Source organism: Rhodobium orientis, from assembly GCF_003258835.1.
Lineage (GTDB): Bacteria > Pseudomonadota > Alphaproteobacteria > Rhizobiales > Rhodobiaceae > Rhodobium > Rhodobium orientis.
In genome coordinates, this window is sequence record NZ_NPEV01000027.1 from 38,826 (window position 1) to 55,000 (window position 16,175).

A 16,175-nucleotide genomic window follows, 5' to 3' on the forward strand; every position below is an offset into this window, starting at 1 on the left:
CGCGACTCTAGAGCCCGGCAATCGCCCGGGCGAAATCGGCCGCGTTGAACGGCTCAAGGTCTTCGACGCTCTCGCCGACGCCGATGAAATGCACCGGCAGGCCGTGCTTGGCGGCGATGGCGACGAGGATGCCGCCGCGCGCCGTGCCGTCGAGCTTGGTCATGACGAGGCCGGTGACGCCCGCCGTCTGGCGGAAAATCTCCACCTGGTTGAGGGCGTTCTGGCCGGTGGTGGCGTCGAGCGTCAGGAGCACCGTGTGCGGTGCGTCCGGCTCCTGCTTCTTGATGACCCGGACGACCTTTTCCAGCTCGGCCATCAGCTCGGCCTTGTTCTGCAGCCGGCCGGCGGTGTCGATGAGGAGGACGTCGGTGCCGGAGGCCTTCGCCTCGGTCAGCGCATCGAAGGCAAGGCCGGCGGCGTCCGCCCCGGTCTCGCGGGCGATCACGGGAGCGCCGGTGCGCTCGCCCCAGATCTTGAGCTGCTCGATGGCCGCGGCCCGGAAGGTGTCGCCGGCGGCCAGCATTACCGAGCGCCCCTCGTCGGAGAGCTTCTGGGCGAGCTTGCCGATGGTCGTCGTCTTGCCGGTGCCGTTGACGCCGACAACGAGGATGACATGGGGCTTCTTCGCCGGATCGACGGAAAGCGGCTCGGCGACCGGCGCCAGCACCTTTTCCACCTCCTCGGCGAGGATGCCGCGCACCTCCTCGTCGCTGACCTCCTTGTCGTAGCGCCCGTCGGCTAGGCGCTCGGTGATGGTCATTGCGGTCTCGACGCCGAGGTCGCTCTGGATCAGGATGTCTTCCAGGTCCTGCAGCGTGTCCTCATCGAGCTTGCGCTTCAAAAAGACGCCGGAAATGCCCTCCGTTAGCGCGGAGGACGAGCGGCCGAGCCCCTGGCGCAGGCGCTGCACCCAGGAGACCTTTTCCGCCGGTGGAGCCGGCGGCACTTCCTCCTCGACCGGCGGCACGATGACCGGCGGCGGGATTTCCTCAACGGCGGGAGGCGGCGCGATCTCCTCCGGCGGCAGAACCTCTTCTTCCGCGGGCGGGACCTCTTCCGGGAGCGGCGGCACCTGCGGCAGGCGCTCCACCTCGACCGGTGCCGGCGTCGGCGGCGCGGGCGGCGGCGGCGGCGCAACGGGTTCCGGGATTTCGGGGATCGGCTTGGGAGCGGGCGCCGGCGGCTGCAGCGCCTCGCGCCGTTCCGCCGGCGGCAGTGCTTCCGGCGCCGCCTTGCCGCCGAACAGCCGAGCAAGGAAGCCGCCCTCGCGCCTTCGCGCTTCTTCCCGCGACATCCGCCGTTCGCGCTTTTCCGCAGCCTTAGCTGCCCGCTTCTTGATCTTTCGGATCAGCTTTTCGCGGCGCCGGGCGAGCTTTTCCTCGCGCTTCTTCTCGCGCGGCGAGAGCTCTATCCGCTGGCGGATGGCCAGCGACGAGCCCTTGCCATCCTCGCCCTTACCAGGCTCTGCCTCGGCAGGCTTTTCCTCGCCGAGATGCGGCACGGTCGGCTGAAAGGTCTCCGGCTCGATCGGCGCGGTATCGCTGCCGCCACCGAACAACCGCCTGAAAAAGCCAGGTTTTGTGTTCCCACCCATACTAAAATTCCTGTTGTTTTAAGACGTCAGGCCGCTTCGGCGACGAGATGCCGCCTTGTGTGGCCGACAATGCGCACGGGGACAATGTCGCCCGGCGCCGCGCCCTCAAGGGCCGTTTCGGTAAACTGTTCGGTCCGCCCCAGCCCGTCGCGCTCAATGAGCACCTGCCGCCTGGAGCCGATCTCGCCGGCAAGGTGGCGGGCATAGGCCGCCGCCCCGGCACCGCGCAAGCGCGCCGCCCGCTCCTTGGCGATCGCCCGCTCCACCTGGGGCATTTTTGCCGCCGGCGTTCCCGGCCGCGGCGAAAACGGAAAGACGTGCAGATAGGTGAGGCCGCAGGCGGCAACGAGATCGAGCGTGTTCTGGAACATTTCCTCGGTCTCGGTCGGAAAGCCGGCAATGAGGTCGGCGCCGAAGACGACGTCGGGACGCCTGGCCCGGATTTCCTCGCAAAAGCGGATCGCGTCGTCGCGCAGGTGCCGCCGCTTCATCCGCTTCAGGATCATGTCGTCGCCGGCCTGCAGCGACAGGTGCAGATGCGGCATCAGGCGCTCTTCCTCGGCGAGCGCGCGGATGAGCGCCGGATCGGCCTCGATGGAATCGATGGACGACAGCCGCAGCCGCGTGAGTTCCGGCACCAGGGCAAGGATCTTCGCGACGAGGTCGCCGAGCGTCGGCGTTCCGGGCAGGTCGTGGCCGTAGCTGGTCAGGTCGACGCCGGTCAGCACCACCTCGCCATAGCCGTTTTCCACCAGCCGGCGGATTTCCGTGACGACCGCGCCCATGGGCACCGAGCGCGACGCGCCGCGGCCATAGGGGATGATGCAGAAGGTGCAGCGGTGGTCGCAGCCGTTCTGGACCTGGACGAACGCGCGAGCCCTTCCCTCCAGCCCGTCGACCAAGTGAGCCGCGGTCTCCTTCAACTCCATAATGTCGTCGACGAGGATTTTTTCGTCCCGTTCGATGCCGAAATCGACGAGCCCCTTCCAGGTCGCGCCGTCGAGCTTGCCGGAATTGCCGAGGACGAGGTCGACCTCGTCCATCTCCGCGAACACCTCCGGCTCGGTCTGCGCCGCGCAGCCGGTGACGACGATACGCGCATTGGGGTTTTCCCGCCGCGCGCGCCGGATCGCCTGGCGCGCCTGGCGAACGGCCTCGGCCGTCACCGCGCAACTGTTGAAGACAATGGCGTTTTCCAGCCCCGCGTCCCCGGCCTCGCGGCGGATCACCTCGGACTCGTAGGTGTTCAGCCGGCAGCCGAAGGTAATGACGTCGACACTCATGGACGAGCCGCCTCGCCGGCCATGTCGACCCGTGACCAATCCCCGGTCTCAAGGTCGACCATGCCGGAGAATTCCATCTCGACCGGCCCGGTCATCAGGATGTGGTCGTCGGCCTCGCGCCATTCGATATTGAGCGGCCCGCCCGGCAGCGTCACGGTGACGGCACGGCCCGTACGCTTGGTGCGCGCGGCGGAAACGGTCGCGGCGCAGGCCGCCGTGCCGCAGGCGCGGGTCAGCCCCGCCCCGCGCTCCCAGACCTTCAGGGTGATCGCGTCCGCGGCGGTGACATGGGCGAGCGAAATGTTGGCGCCCTCCGGGAAGATCGGATGGTGCTCCAGCATCGGCCCGAAGCGGCCGAGATCATGCGCCTCCACGTCGTCGACCCAGAAGATCGCGTGCGGATTGCCGACATTGGCGACCGACGGCGAATGCAGCACCGGCGCATCGATCGGCCCGATCTGCAGCTCGATGGCGCGGGTATCGCGGAATTCTTCGGAAAGCGGGATCTCGTCCCAGCCGAAGCGCGGCACGCCCATGTCGACCCGGTAGCGGTCCGGTCCCTCCCGCCAGGCGTTGAGGATGCCGGGCGCGGTGTGCAGCGTCAGGGCGTCCTTGCCAGTCTCCGACATTAGGACATGGGCAAGGCACCTGGTGCCGTTGCCGCAGGCGCCGGCCGGCGTGCCGTCGCAATTGTAGATGTCGACGAAGGCATCGGTGCCGGCGACCCGCGGCGGCAGGATCACCATCATCTGGTCGAACTTGGTCGCCGGATGGGCGTTGATCGCGCGCGCAAGATCGCCGCCGGCAGCGCCGCCGCCGCGCAGATCGAGAACGACGATCTCGTTGCCGAGCCCGTTCATCTTGTGAAAGGGTGCCGTTGTCACCGCAGGATGTCCGAAACGTGTGTTTGCCGTAGCGTTGTTATATGGCCGAAAGCCCGCAAAAATGCCAGAGGGCGAAACGGCCAGGCCGGATCGGCATTTGGTTGGGGTAAGCGCCGCCTGAACGACCGGCCGGAGAGGAAGCCGCCATGCGCATCGTCTGGAAACTCTCCTACCTCGCCCTGAAGGTCGCCTCCATCGCCGCGCTGGTCCTGGTCGTTTCCGGAATCGGATCGCTGGTCGCCGTCACTCTCCTCGATGCCTGCCCGACCCTCAACGAGGGCGCAATTCGCTGTTCGAACGGCACGGCGCAGGGGGTCGCCGAATTCGGCATGACGGTGCTGTTGCTCACCGTTTTCACCGGCATTCCCGGATTGCTGGCGGTCATCGGCCTCGGATTTCTCGTCCGCGACCTGATGCGCTGGCGCCGGCGGCAGATGTAAGAAGGGCTGCGGCCAAAGGCGGCTTTATGCCCGTTTTCGCCCGGTCTAGGCTGCGCCCATGATCGACCAAGCCTCCAAACGTGTCTTCATGCTTGGCGCCACCGGCACCATCGGCCGGGCCGCGGCACGGGCAATGCTCGACCGCGGGCACGAGGTGGTCGTTTTCCTGCGCCCGCGCCGCGATGACCGCCCGCTGCCGCAGGAGCTTGCCGGAGCGACCTCACGCTTCGGCGACGTCGTCGATCCAGCATCGCTGGAAAACGACGGCTTTTGCGGCGAACGCTTCGACGCGCTCGTCTCCTGCATGGCCTCGCGCACCGGCGCCCCGAGGGACGCCTGGGCCATCGACTACAAGGCCCACTCCGACGCGCTGAAGGCGGCAAAGGCCGCCGGCATCCCGCAGATGGTGCTGCTCTCCGCAATCTGCGTGCAAAAGCCGCTCTTAGAATTCCAGAGGGCCAAGCTCGCCTTCGAGACGGAATTGCAGGACTCCGGCCTCACCTGGTCCATCGTCCGCCCGACCGCCTTCTTCAAGTCTCTGTCCGGCCAACTCGGGCGCCTGAAGGCCGGAAAGCCCTATCTCCTCTTCGGCGACGGCACCCTCACCGCCTGCAAGCCGATCAGCGACGGCGACCTCGGCAATTTCCTCGCCGACTGCCTGACCGATCCGGCACTGCAGAACCGGATCCTGCCCATCGGCGGCCCAGGCCCGGCGATCACGCCGAAGGACCAGGGCGAGGAGCTGTTCCGCCTTCTCGGACAGGAACCCCGCTACAAGCGCGTGCCCCCGGCCCTCCTTGACGTCATCATCGGTTTTCTATCGGTTGGCGGCGCCGTCGTGCCGTCCCTGAAGGCCAAGGCGGAATTTGCCCGGATCGGCCGCTACTACGCCACGGAATCCATGCTGGTCTGGGACGAGGCTACAAGCCGCTACGACGCCGAGAAAACGCCCTCCTACGGCACCCAAACCCTCTTCGATTTCTATGCCAAACTCGTGCGCGGCGAAATTGCCGACGACCGCGGCGACCACGCCGTGTTTTGAGCTACCCCACCACCATCACCGCATTGCCCCCCGCCATCTCCAGCACGCGCCGCATCGTCTCCGGCGCAACGGCCACGCAGCCCTCCGTCGGCGGAAAGTCCGGTTTGGCGATGTGGAAGAAGAGCGCGCTGCCCGCCCCGCGCCGTCGCGGCCGGATATTGATGTCGAGGACGACGACGATGTCGTAGAGCCGGTCGCCGCGCCACAGGACCTCGTGGCTTGCCGGATAGGGCAGCCGCACCGGACGATTGTAGTTGCGGTCGGTCGGATCGTCGCACCAGCCGAGATCGGGCCGAAGCGCCATCAGCGGCAGGAGCGTTTGCGGCCGCGCGCCCCGGTCGGGCCGATAGAAGACGGAAAGCAGGCGGAAGGCGCCCGCCGGCGTTGCCCCGTCCCCCTCGCTCTTTAGCCGTTTGATCCCGCCGCGCCCGAGCGCGCAGGGAGCCGTCAGGCCGGCAAAGGAGACCAGTCCCCGTTGCGGTTCCCCCGGTTTTGCCCGGGCGCGGATGACGAATGGCGCCTCACCGGCGGATATCATGTGTTTTCCCCAACTGATATGGTGTTCACCACGATGTGATCCGCGTTTGACCGGCGCAATCTCTCGCGCCATCCTATGAATTCTCGCAATGCTTTGCCGCCGATCCCATCTATCCTGGAATCGCGAGGGGAGCAGCCCCTTACCGGCAAGCCGAGACCTTTGGGAGATCGCATGACGGCCCGCAAGATTCTGATTGTCGACGACGACGACGATTTGCGCGAAGCGCTGATGGAGCAATTGTCGCTCTATGAGGAGTTCGAGTCCATCGAAGCATCCAGCGCCGCCAAGGGCGTCCAGATGGCCCGCAGCGACCATATCGACCTGTTGCTGATGGATGTCGGCCTCAGCGACATGGACGGCCGCGAGGCGGTGAAACTCTTGAGAAAGAGCGGCTTCAAGGCACCGATCATCATGCTGACCGGCCACGACACGGACTCCGACACCATCCTCGGACTTGAGGCCGGCGCCAACGACTATGTGGTCAAGCCGTTCAAGTTCGCCGTGCTGCTCGCCCGCATCCGCGCCCATCTGCGCCAGCACGAGCAGAGCGAGGATGCCACCTTTTCCATCGGTCCCTATACGTTCCGGCCGAGCGCCAAGCTGCTGCTCGACGAAAAGGGCGCCAAGGTGCGGCTAACGGAAAAGGAGACCTCGATCCTGAAATATCTCTACCGCACCGGCGAGAAGCCGGTCGGCCGGGATGTGCTGTTGCACGAGGTCTGGGGCTACAATTCCGGCGTCACCACCCACACGCTGGAAACCCACATCTATCGCCTGCGTCAGAAAATCGAACGCGATCCCTCCAATGCAGAGCTTCTCGTGACGGAAGCCGGCGGTTATAAGCTTGTTCCCTAAAGGAATCCGCGTAACCTGCCGGCAATGACGCTCGAAGAAGACATCGACCTCTTCCGCCAAGTCCCACTGCTCGCCGACTTCACCGACGAGCAGTTGCGCCTGCTCGCCTTCGGCTCGGAAGATCGCGTGCTTGCGGCCGGCACGGTGCTTTTCGAGGCCGGCGACCGTGGCAGCACCGCCTATCTCGTCGGCTCCGGGCGGATCGAGCTGCGCAGCGCCGACGACCGGCAGCTCCTGGCGATGGTGAAGCCCGGCGCCCTCATCGGCGAGACGGCGCTGATGACGGAGACCGTCTGCCAGAACCGGGCCGTCGCCGGCGAGGAGACGGAGATCGTCCAGATCCGCCGCTCGCTCTTCCGACGCATCCTGCGCGAATATCCGGATCTCGCCGTGCGCATCTACCAGTCTTACGCGGACCGCCTGAAGGGCACGATCCGCGATCTCAACCGGGTCCGCGACAGCCTCGTCGCCATCGACCCGGAGGCCGGGGAGCCGTTTACCGATTCCCTCGGCGAGGACGGCTGAAACCTGCCTTTTCGCCAATCCGTCGCCGCTTGGTTAATGAGTGTTTAACCACAGCGCTGCTAGCGTCGTTCCCGAACGAGTCTGTGCGTGGGAGACGAGCGAAAACATGCAGCCGGTGGAAAGACCCGGTGGCGGGGTGGCGGGGGAATCGCCGTTTCGCCGACTGGCGACGCTGATTGCAGGCATCGAGCCCGGCAAGTCGCCGATCGACCTGTCGATCGGCGAGCCGCGCCATGCCATGCCCGATTTCATCGCCGGCACGCTGGCACGGCACACCGCCGAGTTCTCCCGCTATCCGCCGATCCTTGGCACCGAGGAATTCCGCACCACCGTCGCCGGCTGGCTCGACCGCCGCTACGGCCTCGGCGAGGCGGTCGACCCGGCCCGCCACATCACCATCCTCGCCGGCTCGCGCGAGGGCCTCTTCTCCGCCGCGATCACCGCCCGCGACAGGGCGGCAGAACGCATCCGGGCCAACGGCGCCCGCCCGGCGATCCTCCTGCCAAATCCGTTCTACCACGCCTATGCGGCCGCCGCGCACACGCTGGAGCTGGAGCCCGTCTTCATCGAGTCAGGACCGGACACCGGCTACCTGCCCGATCCGGACACCCTCTCGCCGGACCTCCTGGATCGCCTCGTCGCGGCCTATATCGCCTCGCCCGTCGCGCCCCAGGGCACCGTCGCCGGCGCCGACTTCTGGGCGGCCATGATCGGCCTTGCCCGCAAGCACGGCTTCATGCTGTTCGCCGACGAGTGCTACTCGGAGATCTTCCGGGAGACCCCGCCGCCGGGCGCCCTTCAAGCGGCAAACGACCTCGGCGGCGACTTCGCCAACCTGATGGTCTTCAATTCACTCTCCAAGCGCTCCAACCTTGCCGGCCTGCGCTGCGGCTTTGCCGCCGGCGACCCGGGCTTCCTTACCGAGTGGACCCGCCTTCGCAACATGTCGGCGCCCCAGGTGCCGCTGCCGCTGCAGGCGGTCGGCGCCGCGGCCTACGGCTTCGAGGCCCACGTCATCGACAACCGGCAGCTCTACAACGAAAAATTTAACGCCGCCGCGGAGATACTTCAGGGACGATTCGGCGCCACGACACCGGCGGGCGGCTTTTTCCTCTGGCTCGACATGGAGGCCGTCGGCGGTGGCGAAGAGGCCGCGCTGCGGCTGTGGCGAGAGGCCGGTGTGCGCACCGTGCCGGGCGGCTATCTCTCCGGCACGCTTGCCGACGGCAGCAATCCCGGCGCGCGCTATCTGCGCCTGGCGCTGGTGGAAACGAAAAGCCGGGTCGAAGAGGCGCTTTCGCGCATCAAAGAGCTGTTTGGATAGGACATGGACCGGACCATGCGGGCATCGCGGACGCAACAGAACCTGATGATCGACGAGGGCGGCATCCGCCAGTGGCTGCGCCGCCATCTCGTCATGGCCGCCGGCCTTGCCCTCGTCGCCCTTGCCGCCGCGCTTGCCGCCGCCCTTGCCACCTGGTCGATCAGCGATCCGAGCCTCAACCACGTCACCGGCACGGAGGTCCGCAACGCCCTCGGCAAGCCCGGCGCCATCGTCGCCGACATCCTCATCCAGATGATCGGCCTTGCCGCCGCCGTCGTGCTCATGCCGGTCGTGCTGTGGGGCTGGCAGCTCATGTCCGGCCACGTCATGCGCATCGGCAAGAAGCCGCTCGGCGCCTGGCTCATCGGCACCGTCCTGCTTTCCGGCGCGCTCGCCGTCATCCCGATCCCCGACACCTGGCCGCTGCCGACGGGGCTCGGCGGCGTCGCCGGCGACCTGGCCCTGCGCCTTCCTGCTGCCATCCTCGGCACCGGCTCGACCTTTGCGATCGCCCTCATCGGCGCCGGCTTCGGCATTCCGGCGATCGCCGCCTTCGTCTATGCCGCCGGCTGGTGGCGCCGCGAGACGCCGGTCGCCCCGGATGAAGACATCGGCCAGACCTATTACGACGACGAGGACGAAGACGACGACGATGAGGACGACCGCGGCTTCTCGCCCGCCGTCGGCGCGCTCGCCCACTGGATCCTGCAGGCCCGTGCCACCCTGCGCCGGGCCAGCGGCGGCGCCGGACGGTCCGGCCGCAAGGGATCCATCGTGTCCGCCATGCGCGAACGCCTTGCCGGCGACGACGACGATCCGCTCGACGACCGCTCCCGCGTCGAACCGGTGCTGGAAGGAACGCCCGAGGCCGACGACTGGGAGGAGGATTGGGACGACGCCGACGTCACCGATCCGGACGCCCACACCGACACCCCGGTCCAGCGCGCCGTTGCCGTCTCCAAGCCGACCGGCAGCCTGAAGCCCGGCAAGCGCGTCATGCGCGAGGCCCAGCCTTCGCTTCTGCGCAACGAAGCCTTTGAATTCCCGCCGATCCACCTTCTGGCCGAGGCCAAGAAGCCGTCCGGCAACCGCTCCGGCCTCAGCACCCAGGCGCTGGAGCAGAACGCCCGGCTTCTCGAAGGTGTCCTCGATGATTTCGGCGTGCGCGGCGAGATCATTGCCGTCCATCCGGGCCCGGTCGTCACCCTCTACGAGCTGGAGCCGGCGCCCGGCATCAAGTCGTCCCGCGTCATCGGCCTTGCCGACGACATCGCCCGCTCCATGAGCGCGATCTCCGCCCGCGTCGCCGTCATCCCCGGCAAGAACGCCATCGGCATCGAACTGCCGAACCAGCGCCGCGAGACGGTTTACTTGCGCGAACTCATCGCCTCGGAGGATTTTGAGAAATCCAAGGGCAAGCTCTCGCTCTGCCTCGGCAAGACCATCGGCGGCGATCCGGTGATCGCCGATCTCGCCCGCATGCCGCACCTGCTCGTTGCCGGCACCACCGGCTCGGGCAAGTCGGTCTCCATCAACACCATGATCCTGTCGCTGCTCTACCGACTGCCGCCGGACAAGTGCAAGCTGATCATGATCGACCCGAAGATGCTGGAACTGTCCGTCTATGACGGCATTCCGCACCTGCTCTCCCCCGTCGTCACCGATCCGAAGAAGGCCGTCGTCGCGCTGAAATGGACCGTGCGCGAGATGGAAGAGCGCTACCAGAAAATGTCGAAGCTGGGCGTGCGCAACATCGACGGCTTCAACACCCGCGTCGCCCAGGCGGAGAAGAAGGGCGAGACCATTACCCGCACGGTGCAGACCGGCTTCGATCCGGACACCGGCGAGGCGATCTACGAGGAGGAAGACCTCGATCTGGCGCCGATGCCCTATATCGTCGTCATCGTCGACGAGATGGCCGACCTGATGATGGTCGCCGGCAAGGACATCGAGGGTGCCATCCAGCGCCTCGCCCAGATGGCCCGCGCCGCCGGCATCCACATCATCATGGCGACCCAGCGCCCGTCGGTCGACGTCATCACCGGCACCATCAAGGCGAACTTCCCGACCCGCATCTCGTTCCAGGTGACATCCAAGATCGACAGCCGCACGATCCTCGGCGAACAGGGCGCCGAACAGCTCCTCGGCCAGGGCGACATGCTCTATATGGCCGGTGGCGGGCGCATCCAGCGCGTGCACGGCCCCTTCGTCGCCGACGAGGAAGTGGAGGAGATCGTCGCCCACCTGAAGGACCAGGGCACGCCGGAATATCTCGACCAGATCACCAGCGAGGACGACGCGGACGGCGGCGCCTACGATCTTCTGGCCGCCGGCTCGGACGATTCCAACGATCTCTACGACAAGGCCGTCGCCGTCGTCCTGCGCGACCGCAAGGCCTCGACCAGCTACGTCCAGCGCCGGCTGTCGATCGGCTACAACCGCGCCGCCTCGATCATCGAGCGCATGGAGCAGGAGGGCCTGATCGGCGCCGCCAACCACGCCGGCAAGCGCGAGATCCTGGTCGGCGAAGGCGCCGAAGACTATTGACGGCGAGCGCGGCAATTCTGCCGCAAACTTGCCATAGGCCGGTGTTAGCGCACGGAGCGACCCCCCGGCCGAAAAAACAGATGGACCCCGATGTCGCAAGACAAAGTGGAGACGATTCAATGACCCCGACCGCATCCCGCACGGCCCCCCCTCGCAGGGCAACGACGCGCCGCAGCTTTCTCGCCCTTGCGCTCGGCCTTGCCGGCTTCGGTGCGGTGCTGCTGTCGCCGGCCGGCGCCGGCGCGACCCCGAACCTCGACGAGACGGCGAAAGAAACGCTCAACAAGATCAACGCCTATTTCAACTCCGTGCGCACCATGAAGGGCGAGTTCGTGCAGTTCGCCCCGGACGGCAGCCGCACCGAGGGCACGTTCCAGCTCGCGCGTCCCGGCCGCATCAACTTCCGCTACGAAAAGCCGGCCCGCATGGAGATCATCGCCGACGGCAAGTCGGTCGCCGTGCGCGACCGCCGGCTCGACACCCAGGACATCTGGCCGCTGAACAAGACGCCGCTGCGCTTTCTGCTCGCCGACCACATCGACCTGACGAGCGATGCCAAGGTCACCCGCGTCTCCGTGGAACCCGACCTCGTCACCGTCATCATCGACGAGGAAAGCACCTTCGGCGACGGCCGCCTGACGCTGGTCTTCGACGGCAACAATTATGAACTGCGCCAGTGGACCGTCACGGACGCGCAAGGGGACACCTCGGTCGCCATCTACAACGTCGCCACCGGCGTGCCGGTCAATGACGGAGCGTTCGAGATCAACTACCAGCGCGACTACCTCAACAACCGCATCAAGGATTGAGTGGGAGTTTTTTGTCGCTCACGGCGGTTTTGTGCGCTCACGCCAGCTCGCTTCGCTCGCGGCTCCGCGGGCGCGGCCTTACGGCCGGCGCGCGTTCGCGCTTGCGAAGCCTAATGGCTTCGTTATTTCGCTCACGGCAGACGCGCTCCGCGCGTGCCTCCGCGGGGGCGGCGCATAAGCGCCGACGGGCGGTCGCCCTTGCGAAGCCTGACGGCTTCGACTGTCCTTGCGTCACCCTCAGGCGTCATCCCGGGCGGAGCGAAGCGCAGACCCGGGACCCATTGCCCGCATCGGCACGGTAGCCCGGCGCGTATCCCCGCAGCCGCCTGCGCCAATCGGCCGAGTATGGGATTGACGGAACCGACCCAATCGCGAGGCCCAATGGATTGCCGCGTCGGCCTATCGGCCTCCTCGCAATGACGTTGAAAAGCCTCAGCACTTTCGGCCGTCATTGCGAGCGAAGCGAAGCAATCCAGTCATTTCTGAATGTCAGGAAGGGAAAGCACTAGCGGGTCTCAAGCACCACTGGCCCCGCAATCACCGCCAAAGCCAACGAGGAAACAGGCACCCGCTAGAACCGGTAGCGCAGGCCGACCGTAGCGTATTGGGCGCCGCCGGCGGTGGAATTGAAGATCTTGGTGTCGCCGAGCAGGAAGTGCTTGCCGCCGGACCGGTGGTGGAAGCGGAACACCAGCTCGTATTGCGGATGCTCCGGCATCGACAGGGCGATTTCCGGCGTCAGGAAGTGGAGGAGTTTGGAGCCCTCGTGATTGCCGGCCTGCGCGACCTCGAGCTGGTCGAGCTTGCGCGCATAGTTGAGGCCGGTCGAGACGGCGATCGACGTCTTGACGAACTTGTTCCAGGGGAACCACTTCCAGCGGAAGAACAAGGCGCCCCAGACCTCTTCGGAGGTGGCGTCGCCGAAGCGCTTGGCAATGCCCAGTTCGCCTTCGATCTCGGCATAGTCCTTCAGGGAGACGATCGGGCGCGAGACCGCCGCGGCGACGATGCCGCTGTCGGCCCAGGTCCAGTCCCAGATCGGCGTGAACCCCTTCAGGCCGAAGATCGACTTCATGGAATCGTCGACGAACCGGCCGGCATAGATCTGGAAGCCGCATTCGCCGGAGCAGGCCTTGGTGATTTCGTGGAAAGTGATCCAGCGGTCGGGATGAGCGCCGTCGGAATAGTCGTCCGCCCTGGCCGATGTCGCCAGCGGCGCGGAGAGCGAAATCAGAAGAAACAGGCAGGCCATGAAGGCCGCAAATGCACCAGGCCGGCGCCGCACGGTCATTGCTTCGGTCGTCGACGTCGCCATCGCCAAGCGCTTCTTTCCGTTATTCCCCCGGGACGCCATCGACGCCGCAGCCCAACCTAACACGCCCGTTGCGGGCGCGCGCCCATCGCATCCGCCGAATCCCGCTTCACCGAAGATAAAGGTTAATGGGGAGTGAACCGACTGGCGAGCGAAACGATATAGCGACAAAGCGTCCGGACTGTCCAGCGCGGCAGCCGGTTGACCGATGCCTATTCCCGCAACTGTTGCATTCACGCCGCGCCGGCGGCCCTGCAATTGGCTACCGCATCGGCGATGGGGCATGCCCGGGCATATCCGGGACCGGCCAAGGCCGGTCCGCAGGTGACAGGGCGAATCGGACGATGCGCCCGGCGGCCGCGATCCCCGGCTACCGGGAGCATCCCGGCGGGCTGGTGTCCATCGTCCACTCGTCGACGGGAAGTGCCGTCATGCTGGTGCGGAATGTGCGCCCGTCCTGGATGCCCCGGCCCGACAGGAGATTGACGTCGCACTTGCCGGTGGCAGCAGGGTCGAGCGTGTCGTAATGGCTGTAGGTATAACCGGCGACGACGAACCGCTTGTCGCGATAGGCGATCGTCAGCACCTGCTCCCAGCGGTCGCGGCCGACGCTGGAATTCTCCGAAATGACCCTGAGCGATGTGTTCGCCGCCACCTCAAGCCGCGGCTCCTGGCCGAACATGTCGCCGCGCCAGGCGATCGACGGCGCATGGGCGAACAGCTCCATGCCGTCGCCCTTGTCGGCGAAGATGTAGAGGTCGGCGCCGTCGTCGACCTCCACCAGCACCGCCCGGTAGCGAAAGAGATCGCCGTCCATGGTCGACTGGGCAAAGGACGAGACGGCTGCGACCGGGACCATCTCGGCCGCAAGCGCCGGCATCGCCGGCATCGCCGGAATCATGAAAAGGAAGGCTGCAAACCACCGCATCTGTTCTCTCCCCCTTGAACGCGAAAATGCCCGCGCCAGCGCGTATGCAATTTTCGCGTGTCGTTTTCCGGTACTATGGCACGTCCGTCTGCAGTCCCTGCAAAAAAATCTTGCCAGATCGGGGAAAATCGGTATCTAGATGAATGTGTGAAAGCTGTGTTTTTAGAGCTTTCGCTGGGGATTACCGCTTTGCCCCCAAGTCGAAAAGCAGGCGGTTTCGGAGAAAACCTGAGTTGCGCACTTCCGTGGTTGTTGCGGTCGCAACAGCTCTTTTGTGTGGTCACGCGCCCTCCCCGCGCGCGCCCGTCGGGCTGTTTTTCTTGTCCCCCTTGGCCGGCTTGCCGCAATGACCGCGGCCGCCCTCGCGCCAGCCGCCGGCATTGCGCGGCGACCGTCTCGCACCGGCGGGCACACCGCGACCGCCGAGCGCATCGGCGCCATGGACGCCGTGCGCGGCTTTGCCGTCTGCGGCATCCTCATCCGCAACATCTTCGTCTTCGCCATTCCCGGCCTTGCCTATTCGCTGCCGCTGATGTGGGGCGGCGACGAGATGGCCGATCTTCGGGCCTGGGGCTTCGTCGAACTCTTCGTCGACGGCTCCATGCGGGCGCTGTTCTCGCTCCTGTTCGGTGCCACGGCGCTCTTGCTCTTGCAGAAGGCGGATTCCGGCGGGCTCGCCGCCGTCGACTATTTCTACCGCCGGCTGATGTGGCTGATGCTGTTCGGCCTCGTCCACGCCTATCTGCTGCTGTCGCCCGTCGACATCCTGTTCGTCTATGGCTGCCTCGGGCTGTTGATCTTTCCCTTGCGGAACCTGAGGCCGCGCACGCTGCTCATCGTCGCCGGCGTCGGCCTTGGCGTCACAGCGCTGCTGTCGACCCTGGAATGGCAGATCACCGAGGACGCCGCCAAGGCGGCCAACGCCGGTACCGTCATGGAGACCGTACAGCCGGTGCAGCCCGCCGCCCTCGTCACCGAAGGCGATGGCGCGCGCATCGTTCTCGTCGGCTCCGGGACGGATGCGGCATCCGGCGACGAGGCCCCGCAGGCCGATGAGGCACCCCAAACCGACGAAGAAGCCACCGAGGCGATCAACCAAAGCTGGATCGCCGATGTCGCCGACCGCCGCGAGGGCTACCTCTACAACATGGTGACCTCCGCCAGCACGGCCTTCGCCAACCACTCGACCGACCTCTTCAAAACCCATCTGGTCGATGTCGGCGCCCTCATCCTGATCGGCATGGCCTTCTTCAAGCTCGGCATCGTCACCGGCGCCAGATCCACACGCTTCTATCTGATGATGCTGATGCTCGGCTACGGCATCGGCGTCACCGTCAACGGGCTGGAGATCATGGCCGCCGTGCTGCCCGCGGAGGAAGCCGGCAGCACCGACTGGACATCGATCACCTACGACCTCGGCCGCATCGGCAACGCCTTCGGCCACCTCGCCCTCATCGTCCTGCTGACGCGCCTGCCGGCGGCAACGGTCTTCACCTCCATGCTGAAGGCGACGGGCCGGCTGGCGCTCACCAACTACCTGCTGCAGACCATGGTCTTCACCGGCCTCTTCTTCGGCTACGGCTTCGGGCTTTACGGCAGCTTCTCCCACAGCCAGCTCCTGCTCATGGCCTTTGCCATGATCGCGGTCCAACTCGTCGCCTCGCGGCTCTATCTGATGGCGTTCAGCCAGGGGCCGTTCGAATGGCTGTTGCGGCGGCTGATCGTCTGGAAGTCCGTGCCGCCGGCCCTGACAAATCCGTCGATCGCGGGACAAGCCTCCGCGCCGGCGCCGACCATCGCCTGATCGCAAATTTTTCCGAATCTGTCGCCCGCCTGAAATACCTCCAGAGAAAAAAGAACCCGCCGCGCTTAAACAACGCGGCGGGTTTTTCGTCTGTCCGGATGGCGTGACGGGAAAACGGCGGCGGCAACGCACATTCCCCTGCATCCGGGCCTACCGGAACGCCCGCCCCTGGAAGGTCCTGCGCTGCGGCCTGTGGTGATGAACCCGCATCCGCTTGAGGCGGCTGTGGCCGAACACCGGCAGCTTCGGGCCGGTGTGCATGGTGCTGTAGCCGAACGGCTTGCAGGGCT

Annotated in this window: 15 protein-coding genes (1 of these 15 only partly in view); 8 read left to right on the forward strand and 7 right to left on the reverse strand. The window is 66.4% G+C overall.

Annotated elements, in window-relative coordinates; translation table 11 throughout:
- Positions 1 to 7 precede the first annotated feature (7 nt).
- The 3 genes from ftsY to dapF all read right to left on the reverse strand — a co-directional run bounded on the left by ftsY (position 8) and on the right by dapF (position 3,737).
- Positions 8 to 1,294, reverse strand: coding sequence for a signal recognition particle-docking protein FtsY (gene ftsY / locus CH339_RS13170; RefSeq protein ID WP_210207376.1), 1,287 nt, complete (start codon positions 1,292 to 1,294; stop codon positions 8 to 10).
- 326 nt (positions 1,295 to 1,620) lie between these two features.
- Entirely contained in the window at positions 1,621 to 2,877 is a 1,257-nt protein-coding gene (gene mtaB, locus CH339_RS13175) for a tRNA (N(6)-L-threonylcarbamoyladenosine(37)-C(2))-methylthiotransferase MtaB (protein WP_111434824.1), read from the reverse strand.
- Complete coding sequence (dapF, locus tag CH339_RS13180) at positions 2,874 to 3,737, reverse strand: diaminopimelate epimerase (RefSeq protein WP_111434825.1); 864 nt, start codon at positions 3,735 to 3,737, stop codon at positions 2,874 to 2,876. Before dapF ends, mtaB begins: the two co-directional genes overlap by 4 nt.
- Before the next feature lie 170 nt (positions 3,738 to 3,907).
- Between dapF and CH339_RS13185 the strand changes: the two genes are divergently transcribed.
- Together CH339_RS13185 and CH339_RS13190 are read left to right on the forward strand one after the other, a co-directional pair.
- Positions 3,908 to 4,201, forward strand: coding sequence for a hypothetical protein (locus tag CH339_RS13185; RefSeq protein WP_111434826.1), 294 nt, complete (start codon positions 3,908 to 3,910; stop codon positions 4,199 to 4,201).
- A gap of 88 nt (positions 4,202 to 4,289) precedes the next feature.
- On the forward strand, positions 4,290 to 5,243 hold the full coding sequence (locus CH339_RS13190; protein ID WP_111434843.1) for an NAD(P)H-binding protein: 954 nt from the start codon (positions 4,290 to 4,292) through the stop codon (positions 5,241 to 5,243).
- Position 5,244: 1 nt separating this feature from the next.
- On the opposite strand, the gene CH339_RS13195 is transcribed toward CH339_RS13190, so the two are convergent.
- Positions 5,245 to 5,781, reverse strand: a complete 537-nt coding sequence (locus CH339_RS13195; RefSeq protein ID WP_111434827.1) for a L,D-transpeptidase family protein — start codon at positions 5,779 to 5,781, stop codon at positions 5,245 to 5,247.
- Positions 5,782 to 5,952: 171 nt separating this feature from the next.
- Here CH339_RS13195 and CH339_RS13200 point away from each other — a divergent pair, with 171 nt between their 5' ends.
- The 5 genes from CH339_RS13200 to CH339_RS13220 all read left to right on the forward strand — a co-directional run bounded on the left by CH339_RS13200 (position 5,953) and on the right by CH339_RS13220 (position 11,841).
- The gene (locus tag CH339_RS13200; RefSeq protein WP_111434828.1) at positions 5,953 to 6,636 is read left to right on the forward strand and encodes a response regulator transcription factor; all 684 of its coding nucleotides are present in this window, start codon (positions 5,953 to 5,955) and stop codon (positions 6,634 to 6,636) included.
- Positions 6,637 to 6,660: 24 nt separating this feature from the next.
- Positions 6,661 to 7,161, forward strand: coding sequence for a Crp/Fnr family transcriptional regulator (locus CH339_RS13205; protein ID WP_111434829.1), 501 nt, complete (start codon positions 6,661 to 6,663; stop codon positions 7,159 to 7,161).
- A gap of 106 nt (positions 7,162 to 7,267) precedes the next feature.
- Positions 7,268 to 8,485 (forward strand): aminotransferase class I/II-fold pyridoxal phosphate-dependent enzyme, encoded by a 1,218-nt coding sequence (locus CH339_RS13210; RefSeq protein WP_111434830.1) that lies wholly within the window; start codon positions 7,268 to 7,270, stop codon positions 8,483 to 8,485.
- A gap of 15 nt (positions 8,486 to 8,500) precedes the next feature.
- On the forward strand, positions 8,501 to 11,032 hold the full coding sequence (locus CH339_RS13215; protein WP_170138518.1) for an FtsK/SpoIIIE family DNA translocase: 2,532 nt from the start codon (positions 8,501 to 8,503) through the stop codon (positions 11,030 to 11,032).
- Between the two features lie 119 nt (positions 11,033 to 11,151).
- Entirely contained in the window at positions 11,152 to 11,841 is a 690-nt protein-coding gene (locus CH339_RS13220) for a LolA family protein (RefSeq protein WP_111434831.1), read from the forward strand.
- Positions 11,842 to 12,412: 571 nt separating this feature from the next.
- Here the strand turns inward: CH339_RS13220 and CH339_RS13225 are convergent.
- Both CH339_RS13225 and CH339_RS13230 read right to left on the reverse strand, forming a co-directional pair.
- Complete coding sequence (locus CH339_RS13225) at positions 12,413 to 13,156, reverse strand: hypothetical protein (protein WP_111434832.1); 744 nt, start codon at positions 13,154 to 13,156, stop codon at positions 12,413 to 12,415.
- Between the two features lie 367 nt (positions 13,157 to 13,523).
- Positions 13,524 to 14,081, reverse strand: coding sequence for a hypothetical protein (locus tag CH339_RS13230; RefSeq protein ID WP_111434833.1), 558 nt, complete (start codon positions 14,079 to 14,081; stop codon positions 13,524 to 13,526).
- Positions 14,082 to 14,427: 346 nt separating this feature from the next.
- Here CH339_RS13230 and CH339_RS13235 point away from each other — a divergent pair, with 346 nt between their 5' ends.
- A complete protein-coding gene (locus CH339_RS13235; RefSeq protein ID WP_111434834.1) occupies positions 14,428 to 15,885 on the forward strand; it encodes a DUF418 domain-containing protein in 1,458 nt (485 codons plus the stop codon).
- Between the two features lie 150 nt (positions 15,886 to 16,035).
- Here CH339_RS13235 and CH339_RS13240 read toward each other — a convergent pair whose 3' ends face one another.
- Positions 16,036 to 16,175: the 3' portion of a hypothetical protein gene (locus tag CH339_RS13240; protein WP_111434835.1), read on the reverse strand. The gene runs 301 nt beyond the window's last position; 140 of the gene's 441 nt are visible here — the last part of the coding sequence; the start codon falls outside the window, past its right edge; the stop codon is at positions 16,036 to 16,038.